The organism is Streptomyces viridochromogenes, from assembly GCF_001270495.1.
Taxonomy (GTDB): domain Bacteria; phylum Actinomycetota; class Actinomycetes; order Streptomycetales; family Streptomycetaceae; genus Streptomyces; species Streptomyces viridochromogenes_A.
Genome location: NZ_LGUR01000203.1, coordinates 36,377 through 50,717, shown reverse-complemented (window position 1 = coordinate 50,717; position 14,341 = coordinate 36,377). Strand labels below are relative to the sequence as shown.

Genomic DNA, 14,341 nt, shown 5'->3' with positions numbered 1-14,341 from the left:
GCGGAGACGGACGACCGACGGAGCGGGCATGACGACGGACAGCACCATCGCGGACGGCACAGGGATCGGGGTGCGACCGGTCGCCGGGCACATCGGCGCGGAGATCACGGGCGTCGACCTGGCCGGTGACCTGGCGGACTCCGTGGTCGCCGCGATCCGGGCGGCGGTGCTGCGCTGGAAGGTGGTGTTCTTCCGAGGACAGCGGCTGGACCACGCCGGGCATGTGGCGTTCGCGCGCCGGTTCGGCGAACCGGTCGTCCTGCGCAAGCGCGGGAGCGCCTCCCCGGCGGACTTCCCGGAGATCGAGACCACCGCCGACCGGCTGGAGCTGGGCGGGAAGTTCGGCATGGAGCACGACGAGTGGTTGCGGCGCCGCCGCCACACCCTGCTGCGCGGCTGGCACTGCGACCACGGCGCCCGTATCGACCCGCCCGCCGCGACGATCCTGCGCGCCGAGACCGTACCCCCGTACGGCGGCGACACGACCTGGTCGAACCTGGCGGCCGCGTACGCCGGACTCTCCGGCCCGGTGCGGGAGTTCGTGGCCGGGCTGCGCGCCGAGCACCGACTCGGCGTCGGCTACCAGCCCCGGCCCGGCGACGACGCGTACGTCCGTCATCTGCTGGACCACCAGGTCGCCTCGCTGCATCCGCTGGTGCGCGTCCATCCGGAGACGGGGGAGCGGGTGCTCTATGTCAACGGCTACTACGTCGAGCAGATCGCCGGCCTCTCGCGGGCCGAGAGCAGGGCGATCCTCGACATGCTGCTGGAGCAGGCGGTGCGGCCCGAGTACACGGTCCGCTTCCGCTGGGAGCCCGGCAGCGTCGCCTTCTGGGACAACCGGGCCACCATCCACCTCGCCCCCAGCGACAACGCCCACCTCGACTTCCCCCGGACCATGCACCGGGTGATGCTCGCCGGGGACGTGCCGGTCGGCGTGGACGGCAAACCGTCGGAGCCGATCACCGGGACCGAACCGGGGCGCTGGTAGTCCCGTTCGGGCCGGGCTCGACGACTTTCCCACGGGCCCTTGGCGGTACGGCAGCCGACAACTGGTCATTTCGCCGGTGAACCGTTCGACGAAACTCGTCGTCGTACAGGTGAATGATCGACAACGCTCGGCCCGGGTACCGGACTCCGGCAGGGCGCGTCCACGGGCGGGGCCCCGTGCGACGAGGAAGGAAGCGCATGCCGACTCCCGGGCGCCGCACCGCCGCCACGCTCCTCGACGTGCTGCTGCACGCCGCACAGGAGACACCCGGACAGGTCGTCGTACATGTCCGGGGAGACGGCAGCGAACACACCGTCACCTTCACCGAACTCCGCGACGACGCACTGCGCGTGGCGGGAGGGCTGCGCGAGGCGGGGCTGGAGCCCGGCACGCCCGTACCGCTGCTCGCGGATCGCGGCGAGGACTTCCAGCCGATGTTCTGGGGAGCGCTGGCGGCGGGGCTCGTGCCGGTTCCGCTCGCCCCGGAGGCCCGTCGCGTGGGGCCGGTGTGGGAGTTCCTCGGCAGGCCCGCCGTCGTGGTGGACGACGCCACCGCCACCGGCCCCCTGCTCGCCGAGATCCCGGGGGCGGTGCGCGCAGTGCGGCTGGACGCGCTGCGCCAAGGCCGCCCGTTGCGCGCGCTGCCCCGCCGAGAGCCTCAGGACCTCGCGTTTGTCCAGTTCTCCTCCGGCAGCACCGGCGCCCCGAAGGGCGTGGAACTCACCCACGAGGCCGTGCTCGCCAACCTCCGGCAGATCCGCGCCGCCATGGCGATCACGCCGGACGACGTGGTGGCGAGCTGGATGCCGTACTTCCACGACATGGGTCTGATAGGCACCCACCTCGTCCCCATGGCGGCACGCCTGAAGCAGATACGACTGGAACCGCTGACCTTCGCCAAGCGCCCGGCCCGCTGGCTCGAAGCGGTGGACCGGCACCGGGCCACCCTCCTCTCGGCAGCGAACTTCGCGCTGGCGCTCACGGCGCGGCGGGTGCCGGACAGCACCTGGGCCGCACTGGACCTGAGCTGCGTACGCCTGATGCTCGTCGGTGCCGAGCCGATCGCACCGCGCGTGTGGCGGGAGTTCAGCGCCAAGGGGGGTGCGGCAGGACTGCACGCCACGGCCATGCTCCCCGTGTACGGGCTGGCCGAGGCCACGCTCGCCGTGACGGTGCCCCCGCTCGGGGAGATCGCCGCGCCCCTGCGACTGGACCGGAAGGCCCTCAGCCGTGGCCGCGCCGTCCCGGCCGGAACCGGCCCGGACACCGTCGAACTGATGGATGTGGGCCGTCCCGTCCCGGAGTGCGAGCTCCGGGTGACCGACGATGCCGGGAACCCGGTGGACGACCGGCGGGTCGGTCACATCGAGGTACGCGGACCCCAGGTGGCACGCGGCTATCACCGCGCCGCCGAGGCGAGCGCGGCCGCGTTCCGCGGTGGCTGGCTGCGCACGGGCGACCTCGGCTTCCTGCACGAGGGCCGACTGTGCGTCACCGGCCGCCACAAGGACGTCGTCTTCGTCGGCGGCCGTACCTTCCACGCACCCGATCTGGAGGAGACCGTCGCCGCCACGCCGGGACTGCCGGGTGGGACGGTGGCGGCGGTCGGGTCCACCGATCCGCGTACCGGGGGCGATCGCGTGGCGGTGTTCGTGCAGTGGGCCCGGCCCGCCCTCGCCACGGCCCTGCCGGTGCTCGACTCCGCGGCGGCCCGGGTTCGCGAGGCGCTGGGGCATGACGACGTACGGGTGTTGCCGCTGCCGCCGGGGGCGTTCCCCCGGACGACCAGCGGCAAGCTGCGGCGGGCGCTGATGCGGGAGCGGTTCGCGGCGGGGGCCTACACGGCCGTCGAGGAGCGGTTGGGCGCCGCGCGGGCCGAGGGTTCGCGGACCGCCCGGGGGGCGGAGTGCGGTTCGCGGGGGGCCGGGCCACGCTCCCGGCGTGACGTCGAGGAAGCGATCCGGGAGATCTGGGCACAGGCCCTGGACCTCCCCCCGGCGGCCATCGGCCGGGACGACCGCTTCCTCGCCCTCGGCGGTTCCTCATTGAAGGCGATGTCGGTTCTCGCGGAGATCGAGGACGCCTTCTCCGTCACGGTGGAGCCCCGGGACCTGCGCGACCATCACACCGTGGCCGCACTGGCCGGCCATGTGCTGGCACTGGTCCGGGAGACCGGGGGAGCGTCCGAGGCGCGGCGGGACGCTGTCGCGCCGCCGGCCGGCGAGCACGCGGGGCGGGGACCGGTGGCCGTACTCGGCATGGCCTGCCGATTCCCCGGTGCGAACACCCCCGAGGCATTCTGGGAACTGCTCCTCTCCGGCCGCGACACGCTGACGGCCGTACCCGACGACCGCTGGGACGACGCCCCCGGATTCTTCGGCTCCTTCCTCCCCGACCCCTCGCTCTTCGACGCCGCCTACTTCGGCATGGACGACGAGGACGCCCGTGCGACCGACCCCCAGGCGCGGATCTTCCTGGAGCTGGCCCACGAAGCCCTGGAGCGCGCGGGGTACGCGGGACCGCGCCGCACCGGCCGCAGGATCGGCGTGTTCGCCGCCGTCGGCGACAGCGGATACCGCGAGATCCTCGCCGCCGCCACCGACGGCGACCTGGCCGGCCACCCCGGCGCGCTCACCGGGAACCTGCCCAACCTGATCGCCGCCCGCCTCTCCCAGGCACTCGACCTCGACGGCCCCGCCCTGGCGGTGGACACCGCCTGCTCCTCCGCCCTCGTGGCGCTCCACCTGGCACGGCGCAGCCTCCAGAGCGGCGAGTGCGATGTCGCCGTGGTGGGCGGCGTCCAGCTCGCCCTCACCCCGACCGGGCACCGGCTGCTCGAACGCGCGGGCGCGCTGTCCCCGACGGGCGGCAGCCGCCCCTTCGACGCAGCCGCCGACGGAATCGTGCCGGGCGAGGGCGGAGCGGTCCTCGTCCTCACCCGCCTGGACGACGCCCTGCGCGCCGGCGATCCGGTACTCGCCCTGGTCCGCGGCACCGCGGTCAACAACGACGGGCGGTCGCTGAGCCTGCTCGCCCCCAACCCGCGCACCCAACGCGAGGTCATCACCCGGGCGTACGGCGCGTGCGGCATCGACCCCGACGCGGTGTCGTACGTCGAGGCGCACGGAACCGGCACACCGGTCGGCGACCCCGTCGAGGCGCAGTCACTCGGGTACGCCTTTCCGCCCCGCGCGGACGGGACTTCGCGCCTGCTCGGCTCGGTCAAGGCGAACATCGGGCACCTGCTCAACGCGGCCGGCATGCCGAGCCTGGTCAAGACGGTCCTGGCACTCCAGCACCGCCGGCTCCCGCCCTCTCCGCACGCCACCGGGTCCGCGCCGTACCTGGCGCGCGTCGCGCCCGGCTTCGAACTCGTCACCGAGCAGCGGGAATGGCGGGCCCCCGGGCCCCTGATCGCGGGCGTCAACGCCTTCGGCTTCGGCGGTACCAACGCCCACGCCGTCCTGGAGGAACCACCCGCACGGACCCCCTCCGGGACTCCCGCCCCTGCCCACGGCCCCCACCTGCTCACGCTGTCGGCCCACAGCGCCGACGCCCTGCGGACGGCCGCCGTCGACCTGGCCGCCCATGCGCGCACGCACCCGGAGGCGCACGAGGCGGACCTCTGCGCCACCGTGAACACCGCGCGTGACGACGGCCCCTACCGGCTGGCCGTGATCGCCGACGGTGACCTGGCGGACCGCCTCGACGCCGCCCGCACGGCGGACTTCACGCCCGCCCGGTCCCGCCCACGGACGGTGTTCCTGCTACCGGGACAGGGAGCCCAGCGACCCGGCCAGGGGCGCGCCCTGTACCGGTCGGCTCCGGCGTTCCGGGAGGTTCTCGACGAGGCGTCCTCGCTGACGGGGCCCATACGCGGGCGCTCGCTCGCCGAGTGGTGCCTCGATCCCGGTACGGATCCCGGGGAGTTGGCCCGGACGGAGGTGGCCCAGCCGCTGCTCGTCGCGTTCGGTGTGGGGCTCGCCCGGCAGCTGGCGGAGTGGGGGGTGCCGGTCGACGCGGTCGCCGGGCACAGCGTGGGCGAGATCGCGGCCGCGTGTGTCGCCGGTTCGCTGACCCTGGACGAGGCGGTGGGCTTCGCCGCGGAGCGCGGGCGGCTGGTGGCCGAACTGGCCCTGCCCGGAACCATGGCCGCCGTCCGGGGCGCCGAGGACACCGTCGCCGAGCTGGTCTCCGCATCCGGCGGCACGCTGAGCGTCGCCGCGGTCAACGCGCCCGATCAGGTGGTGGTTTCGGGCGCCGGGGACGCCGTCGACCGTGCCATCGCTGAACTGAGCGGCCGGGGCGTGGCCGCACGCAGGCTCCGGGTCTCCCACGCCTTCCACTCACCGCTGCTGGAGCCTGTCCTCGATGCGTTGGGGGACGCCGCGAAGGCACTGACGGTCAAGTCGGGGACCGTACCGATGCTGAGCACGGTCAGCGGCGCATGGCAGCCCGGTCTCTCGCCCGCGTACTGGCAGGCGCATGCCGTGCGGCCGGTGCGGTTCGGTGCGGCAGTGGCGAAGCTTCTGGAGGAGGGCTACGACACCTTCCTCGAACTCGGGCCGGGAAACACCCTTGGTGGGGCCGTCCGCGCGGTCGCGAGGGCGCAAGGCGCTCTGGACGTGGCGGTGTCGACGACGGGACTTCCCTCAGCCGCGGGCGGTGACGCGGACTCCTCGGGGGCGCGGACGCTGCTGGAGACGGCGGGCCGGCTGTGGACACGGGGTGCGGCTCTGGACCGGACCCGGACCGCTCACGCCGCCGGGCGTCCGAGGGTGCCGGTACCGACGTACCCGTTCCAGCGCGTCCGCCACTGGCCACGCAGGCCCGACGCGGCGCCTGTCGTGTGCCGGCTCGGCTGGGGGGACGCTCCGCTCACGCCCGCGGGCGGGCCCCGCGTGGTACGGCTGGCAGGGGGCGGCCGGGCGCTGGGCCGCGCCTTGGCCGAGCGGCTCACCGGCCGTGGGGTCACGGTCCTGGGGGACGACCTCGCTCACGGGCCGGACGCGGCGTCGGCGGACACCGTGGTGTGGCTGGCGGGAGAGGAGGGCGCCGCAGACGGAGGACGGCAGGCCCCGCACACCACCGCGACCACCTCGTTGCGCCAGGTACTCGACCTGCTTTCCGCCGACTGCTCCCGGCTACTGGTCGTCACCGAGGACGCCTACGTCACCGGCGCTTCGCCGGAACGGGCACACCCGATCCAGGCACTCCCGCACGGCTTCGCCCTCGCACTCCCGGAGGAACACCCGGGACTCGCCACCCGCAGCGTCGACCTGTCCTCCCGCGACCCGCTCGACGCCCGCGTCGACGCCCTGGAACGCGAGCTGTACTCCGCCCACGAGGCCGGCGCCGAGGGCGCCGTCGCCTGGCGCGCCGGGCGCAGGGTCAGCCGCACACCGGCCCACGTGACGGACGTGGCCACGGCACGCGAGGAGTTGCCGGCGGACGGTACGTACCTGATCACCGGGGGAGCCGGAGGGCTCGGTTCCGCCCTCGCGCGCGACCTCGCGGGCCGCGGCGCCTGCGAACTGATCCTGACCGGACGTTCCGCGAGGGTGCCGGACGAACTGCTCGCCGAGTTGCGTGCCCACGGCGCCCGTGCCCGGTACCAGGCGGCGGACGTGTCCGACGAAGCCGACGTCGACGCCCTGTTCGCCACCCTGCCCCCGCTGGACGGGGTCTTCCACGCCGCCGGTACGGTCCGGCCCGGCACCCTCCGCGCCAAGACCGACGCGGAGATCGAGCAGGTGCTCGCCGCGAAGGTGCGGGGCACGGCGCTGCTCGCCGCCGCCCTGCGCCGACACGGCCAGGAACCGGCCGTACGCGTCGCCTTCTCCTCCGTCTCCTCGGTACTGCCCGGTCTCGCCGGCGCACTCGGCGACTACGCGGCCGCCAACGCCTTCCTGGACGCCTTCGCCGCGGCCGAGCGCACGGCGGGCCGGCCCTGGCTGGCGGTCGGGTTCGGGCCGGTGGCGGACGCGGGACTGGCCGCCGGGTCACCGGCCGAGGCCCGGCTGCGTGCCCGCGGACTGGGTTCCATGACCGCGCGGGTCGCGATCGCGGGGTTGCGGACGGCCATCTCCACCGGTGCCGCGCACGTGCTGGTGAGCTCCTCGGCGGCGCCCGTAGCGGCGGTCGTCGCCATGGACCGCTCGGCCGACAGTCGGCACTCCGCGACTCGTCCGGCATCGCCCGCAGACGGGACGGTGCCCGACCCGGCCTGCTTGCCCGACCCGGCCCCCCTGGCCGACCTGATCCGCCGCCTGCTGGCCGAGGCCCTGCACCGTGCCCCCGAGGACATCGGTGACGACGAGCAGTTCCTCAGCCTCGGGCTGGACTCGCTGACCGCCGTCGACCTCGCGCGCCGACTGGAGACGGAACTCGGGCTGCCCCTGTCCGCCACCCTGCTCTTCGAACACCGGACGATCGGCGAACTGACCACCCACCTCGGCGCACCGGGCCCGCGAGCATCCCGCGCGCCCGCCACCGTGCATCGCGGCCCGGCGGCCCACACGCCGTACCCACTCACGCCCCTCCAGCGGGCCTTCCTCACCACCAAGGCCCTGTACGAGGGCGTCACCGCCTACGGCTACATCCGCCAGACCGTCCGCGGCCCCCTCGACCCCGGCCTCCTCGGCCGAGCCCTCGCCCACCTCGCCGCCCGCCACCCCATGCTGCGCCTGCGGATCACCGGGAACGGCACACCACCGACCCAGTACACCGCGCCCGCCGAGCCCACCGACCGGGCGCCCCGCTGGTACGAGGTCCACGAGCCCGACGCCACCCCGCCACCCCTGTCCGACCTCGAACAGCGGCTGTACAACCGGCCGTTCGACCTGACCACCGAGGACCCGGCACGTGCCGTCCTGGTCCGCGACCGGCGGGACGCGCACGTCGCCCACCTGCTGCTGGCCGTCCACCACAGCGCGGTGGACGGCTTCAGCCTCAAGCTGCTGTGCGAGGAACTCTGGGCGCTCTACACCGAGCTGGCCCATGGCCGCTCACCCGAACTGACCGCCCCTCGCGCCGAGTTCGCCGACTACGCGGCCCTCGACACCGCCGGCCGTCAGTCCCCCGCCTTCACCCGGGACCAGCGGTACTGGCGGGACCGCGTCGCGGAGCACACCGCTGCCGCCGCGGCTGAGGGGCGGCAGCCGGACCTGCCGTACGACGGCGACCCGGAGGCGCTCCCGACGCCGCCGCTCACTCACCACCAGACCACCGCCGACACCTCGCTCACGGTGGCGCTGCGCGCGATGGCCGCCCGGCACGAAGTCTCCCTCTTCCACCTGCTCCTCGCGGTGTACGGCCGCTGTCTGGCCCGCTGGAGCGGCGGACAGCGGGCCGTCGCGGTGAACGTGGCGCGTGCCCGCCGGGAGGCGCCCCTGCCCGGCATCGACCGCCTGGTGGGCCCGCTCGCCGACACCCTGCCGGTGTTCGCCGTCGTCGAACCCGACGAGCCCGTGACCGTGCTGGCCCGGCGGCTGCGGCAGATCTGGCGGGAGGCGGAGGCCCACGCGACGCTCGCCAGTCCCGACATCGCCGCGCTGCTGCCCACTACCGGTACCGCCCCGCGTACGGTCGCCCCGGCCGGGTTCAGCTTCGCCCGCTTCCCCGTGAGCCACGGCCAGGACTGGCCGCTCACCGTGACCCCGACCGCGGCGGCCACCGCGTCCGCCGCGACCCGGCTGGGACTGCTGTGCTGGGAGTCGGACGCGACCCTGCACTTCTCCTGGAACCACCCCGCGCACCTCTTCCGACACGAGACCGTCGAACGCCTCGCGGGGGAGTACATGGCGGAACTGCGGGCCATGGCCGACCAGCCCGCCCTTGCCGAACGGGACGACAGCGGCGGGGGGATCGTCGACCGCCTCCGCGCCCGGTTCCGAGCGGCCCCAGGGGCCGTGGCGGTGGACACCGGCCGTACCAGGCTCACCTACGCCGAACTCGACGCCGCCTCCGACACCCTCGCGGCCCGGCTGCGAGCGAGTGGCGTACACCCCGGCGACCTGGTCGGCCTGCTCACCGAACCGGGCGCGCAGGACACCGTCGTCGGCGTCGTGGGCATCCTTCGGGCGGGCGCCGGATGGGTGCCCCTGGACCCGACCCATCCCCTGTCCCGGGTCCGTGACCAGGCGAAACGCACAGGGATCGGCGTGGTGGTCTGCCATGGCGCGACGCGCGAGGCCGTCGCCGCGCTGGACGGGATCACACCGGTCGCCGTGGACGAACCGCCCTCAGCCGCGCCGTCCGCGTACGACACTCCGCCCGCCGACGCCGCCCCCGGCCCGGACGCCATCGCCTACGTGATCTTCACTTCGGGATCCACCGGCCGCCCCAAGGCGGTTCCGATCACGCACCGCTCCATGCTCAACTACCTCGACTGGTCACTGATCACCTTCGGTTACCGCCCCGGGGACCGCCTCGTGCAGACCGCGTCCGTCTGCTTCGACGCCTCCGTGCGCCAGCTGCTGGCACCGCTCCTGGCCGGCGCCACCGTCCACACCCTCACCCGGGGCCTTCTGCGGGACCCCGAGGCGCTCCTCGACCTGGTCGTCAACGACCGGATCACGGTGTGGAGTTCGGTGCCGACGCTGTGGGAGCGACTGCTGACCGCCGCCGAGACCCGGGTGAGACGGAACGGAACACCCCCGGACCTGTCGGCCCTGCGCTGGGTCCACGTCGGCGGCGAGGCACTGCCCGCCGCGCACGTGCGGCGGTGGTTCGACCTGCTCGACGGATGCGGGGGACCGGAGCACAGGATCTCCAACCTGTACGGGCCCACCGAGTCCACCATCAACGCCACCTGCCACATCATCGACACCCGGCCGGCCGACGACGTACGGCAGCTGCCCATCGGCCGGCCGGTGGCCGGGACCGAACTGGCCGTGGTCACCGAGGACGGGCGTCCCAGCGCGCCCGGCGAGGCCGGTGAACTGCTCATCGCCGGAACCGGACTGACCCCCGGATACCTCGGCGAACCGCGGCTCACCTCGGCGGCCTTCGTCGAGCGCGACGGCCGGCGCTGGTACCGCAGCGGTGACCGGGTCCGCCGGTCCCCGGACGGCGTACTGGAGTTCCTCGGCCGTCTCGACGACCAGGTCAAGGTCCGCGGCCACCGGGTGGAACCCGGCGAGGTCGAGGCCGCGCTCCTCGCCCACCCGGACATCGCCCGGGCCGCCGTACTCCTCGTCGGGGGACGCCTGGTGGCGTACGCCGAGCCCCGGACCGGCTCGCCCGATCCGGACCCGCGCGAGGTGCGGGCCTTCCTGTCCCGTGTGCTGCCGCCCTACATGCTGCCCGGACGCATCCGCTCGATCGCGGCGATCCCCCTGACGGGCACGGGCAAGATCGACCGCAAGCTGCTGGCCGCCTCCGAGTCCGAGGGAACACCCGGCACGGATGACTCCGACGGGACCGAGGGGCACGGCCGGCTCAGCCGAGGCGACGCCGCGGACGGCCACCCCGCCCAGGAGCCCTCGCGGCGGCGCGGCCCGGGAACCCCGCCCACCACACCGACCGAGCGCACCCTGGCGCGTATCTGGTCGGCCCTGCTGGACGTACCGGACGTCACCCGCGAGGACGACTTCTTCGGACTCGGCGGCGACTCCATCATGGTGCTCGAACTCTTCGCCCGCCTGCGTGAGGACCTGCCCGCGGTCCCACGGCCGACCACCGTCTACACCCACCGCACGCTCGGCGCACTCGCGGCGGCCCTCGACAGCGCGGCCACCGAGCCGCCGCCCGACCCGGCCGCGGACCCCGGCCCCGCGCAGCCGCCGGGGCCCTACCCCCTCACGCCCTCCCAACGGGGCTTCCTGCTCGCCGAGGCCATCAACCCGGGGTCGGGCTCCGGCTGGCTCGCCCGCTTCCGGTTGCGCGGCCCACTGCGCCATGACGTCTTCCAGCGTGCCGTGGACGTCCTGGTGGCCCGGCATCCGATGCTGCGCACCGTCTTCCCGGCGGGCGCCCGCCCGCCCGTGCAGCAGGAACTGCCGGACTCGTTGCGCCTGCCCGTGCAGACGGAGTCCCTCGCACACCCCGACCTGCTGGAGCAGCGGATCGCCGAGGAGGCGGGGCGCCGACTGGAGCCCTGGGCCTGGCCGTTGCTGCGGCTACGGCTGTTCACCGTGGCACCCGGCGAGCACGTGCTCCTCGTCCACGCGCACCACCTCATCGGCGACGGCTTCAGCGCCGCCCTCCTCGCCAGGGAACTGCTCACCGCGTACGACCGCCTCGACCGCGGTCTGCCGCACGGCCTGCCGCCGCTCGACACCACCTTCCGCGACCACGTGACCAGCTCCTCCGAACGCCCCCAGCCGCACGGCCCCGCGGCCGAGGCATACCGAGCCCGCCTGGGTGCGCCCTACAAACCCCCCGTACTGCGTCGGCCGAACCCCGAAAGCGCCGAGCCCGCCGATGGCCAACCGGCGTACCACACCTCGGGGTTCACCGTGGACGCCGTCACGACCGGGGGATTGCGGCGGCTCGCCCGCTCGGGACACCGCACCCTGTACGCGCCGCTGCTCACCGCGTACTACCGCGCCCTCGCGGAACTCACCGGACGGCGTGACCTGATGCTCGGGCTCGCGGTCACCGGACGCGAGGAGTCCACGGCGGACGCGCACCGGGTGTTCGGCCCGTTCGCGGAGGCGGTGGCCCTGCGCCCGGCCCTGCCCGGCGGAGACGGACGGCACCAACGCGCCGCCTTCGACGACGACTTGCGGCGTCTCGCCGCCGAGGCCGACCTGGCCAGGGCCGCAGGCCCCAGCGAGGTGCGCACGGCTGCGGGACTGCCGTGCCACGCCCAGTTCTTCTTCACCTTCCTCGACTTCACCTCCCTGGGTTCCGGGACCGACGGGAGGCTGACCCTGCACGCCGACGAGTCCGACACCGCCCTCGCCCCGCCGCCCCTGGGCACGGACGTGTTCCTGGCCGTGCGGCCGCTGGCGGACGGGGAGGGACTTCGCGTCACCGTGCGCGCCTCGGCGGCGGCCCTCACGCCCGGTGAAGTCACCGGCTTCGCCGAGGAGATGCGCAGGCAGCTGCGGGAGGCCCTGGGAGAGACCGGTCCCGCCCCCGACCACAGCAGCCGCCGACGGCCGCCTCGCCTGGACGCCGCACTCGTCGGCTACCTGCCCGCCCCGCACCACCTGGCTGCCCTCGCCGGAGTGCCGTACGACAGCCCCGGCCTGGGCCGCGAGGAGATCCGGGCGTTCCTGTTCCCGGACGGTCGCGCCCGCCTGCTGGAGGAGACGAGCACCCCGCTGGGGAACTCCGGCTTCGTCGCCCTCCCGTTCTTCGCCGACGAACTGGGCCCGGCCGGCGATCTGGCCGTCCGTACCGCTCGCGCCGTCGAGCACGCGGCCTCCCTCGGCGCCCGCTGCGTCTCGCTCGCGGGCATGATCCCGTCCCTCACCGGCTACGGCTACGACGTCCTGCGCGAGGCCACGACGAGCGCGGCGATCACCACCGGACACGCGTCGACGACCGTCGCCGTGACCAAGACCGTCCACACCGCGCTCGACGCGACCGGCCGCGGCCTCGAAGACCTGTCCCTCGCCGTCGTCGGCTGCGGCTCGATCGGCACCTCGTCCCTACGACTGCTGCTGGCGACGGCACCCCGTCCCCCGGCCCGGCTGCTGCTGTGCGACCTGCCCGGCAGCAGCGAGCGGCTCGATCGGCTGGCAGCCGACCTGTCGTCCGGGCATCCGGCGATGCCGGTCCAGGTCGCGGAGTCCGGGCGGACGCTGCCCGCGGCGGTCTACGAGGCCGACCTGATCGTCACCGCCGTCAGCGGCGCGACGGCTCTCCTGGACGTCGACCGGATGCGCCCCGGCACGATCGTGGTCGACGACTCCTTCCCGCACTGCTTCGACACGGCGAGCGCACTGGACCGTATGAGCCGCGAACAGGACGTGCTGGTCGTCGGAGGCGGACTGCTGGCCCTCGACCGGACGCAGACACGGCTCAGCGAGGGGCTGCCGGCAGTGGCGAGCGCGGGCCTCGCCGTCCGGCCGCCCGGGATCCCGGGCACCATGGCCTCGTGCCGCCTGGAGTCACTGCTCCACGCCCATCTCGCGGAGGCCGGCCGGCCTCCGAACGACCTGCCCCTGACGCATGGCCTCGTCGACCTGCCCCGCGCCCTCGCTCACTGGGACGCGGTGGAGGCCGCCGGGGTGAGGCCCGCCCCGCTGCATCTGCTGGACAGGGTCATCGCGCCGGGCGCCATCCCAGGGCCGGGCCGAGCCCGGTAGCGATGTCGGTGAGGATCTGCACATAGTCCTCGTGCTCGAAGGTGAACGGCAGCGCGAACGCCACCTCGTCCACCTCGCGGAACGCGGCATGGGCGTGGAGACGTTCGGCGATCTCCGCCGAGGTGCCGACGAGGTCCGGCGCGAACAGCAGGCGTGCCGGACCCTGCGGTGACGCGGTGCGCGGCGTGCGCTCCGCGGCGTACTCCTCGTACCGTGCGCGCTGCTCCGGCGTCGCGGAGTCGGTAGGGATGACGACGAGGCCCTGGGAGACGCGGGCGTTCTCGCCGTCGGGGTGGCGGGAACGGAAGGCGCGTATGTGAGAGCGCTGGATCTCCGCGAAGTCCGGTGCCGTGGATGCCGCGTCCTCGGGGCCTTCCGCCTTGACGACGCTGCTGGTCAGGAAGTTCATCCCGTGCTCACCGGCCCACCGCGCCGAACTCAGGCTGCCGCCGCCGTACCACATACGGCTGCCGAGGCCGGGGGAGTGCGGCTGTACCCGGTCCGAGCTGTATTCGATTTGCGGCTGCCGCCGCGCGGCTTCGACCTCGACCCCGCTGAAGTCCGTGGCCGGCTTGCCCCGCACCAGGTCCAGCAGCCGTCGCACCCGCTCGTAGCCGAAGTCCTCGGCGTCGGCCGTGTCGGGGTACAGCGCCTCCCGCACCCGGTCGTAGTGCATGGGCGGGCCCACGCTGACGCCCGGGTTGAGGCGGCCGCCGGACAGGAGGTCGACGGTCGCCAGGTCCTCGGCCAGCCGCAGCGGGTTCTCCCAGCCGAGCGGGATGACCGCGGTGCCGAGTTCGATGCGGCTGGTGCGCTGCGAGGCCGCCGCCAGGACGGCGACGGGGGAGGAGATGCCGAACTGGAGATGACGCTGGCGGAGCCACGCGCTGTCGAAGCCGAGCCGTTCGCCGAGCTCGATGATCTCCAGCGTGGACTCGTGGCCCCGGCGTGGATCCGCCTCGTCGAAGAGTCCGATGGTGAGGAAGCCCAGCTTGCGCAGCGGGCGTGAGGTCGGCGGCATGAACCCCTCCGTCATTGAACTCTCAATGGCGCTTACGGCGGTGCCAACTCGATCACGGCCCGCGCT

3 protein-coding genes are annotated in these 14,341 nt (G+C 74.3%); 2 read left to right on the top strand and 1 reads right to left on the bottom strand.

Annotated features, from left to right (window positions below):
• Positions 1–28 precede the first annotated feature (28 nt).
• Both ADK36_RS23940 and ADK36_RS23935 read left to right on the top strand, forming a co-directional pair.
• Positions 29–991 (top strand): TauD/TfdA dioxygenase family protein, encoded by a 963-nt coding sequence (locus ADK36_RS23940; protein ID WP_053198996.1) that lies wholly within the window; start codon positions 29–31, stop codon positions 989–991.
• 197 nt (positions 992–1,188) lie between these two features.
• The gene (locus ADK36_RS23935; protein WP_053198994.1) at positions 1,189–13,254 is read left to right on the top strand and encodes a hybrid non-ribosomal peptide synthetase/type I polyketide synthase; all 12,066 of its coding nucleotides are present in this window, start codon (positions 1,189–1,191) and stop codon (positions 13,252–13,254) included.
• On the opposite strand, the gene ADK36_RS23930 is transcribed toward ADK36_RS23935, so the two are convergent.
• On the bottom strand, positions 13,211–14,275 hold the full coding sequence (locus ADK36_RS23930) for an LLM class flavin-dependent oxidoreductase (protein WP_053199018.1): 1,065 nt from the start codon (positions 14,273–14,275) through the stop codon (positions 13,211–13,213). The genes ADK36_RS23935 and ADK36_RS23930 overlap by 44 nt on opposite strands.
• Between the last annotated feature and the right edge of the window lie 66 nt (positions 14,276–14,341).

What these genes read in the sequence shown, in the direction of transcription:
- ADK36_RS23940 (WP_053198996.1), top strand. Translation starts at nt 29, where the DNA reads ATGACGACGGACAGCACCATCGCGGACGGCACAGGGATCGGGGTGCGA.
- ADK36_RS23935 (WP_053198994.1), top strand. Translation starts at nt 1,189, where the DNA reads ATGCCGACTCCCGGGCGCCGCACCGCCGCCACGCTCCTCGACGTGCTG.
- ADK36_RS23930 (WP_053199018.1), bottom strand. Translation starts at nt 14,275, where the DNA reads ATGCCGCCGACCTCACGCCCGCTGCGCAAGCTGGGCTTCCTCACCATC.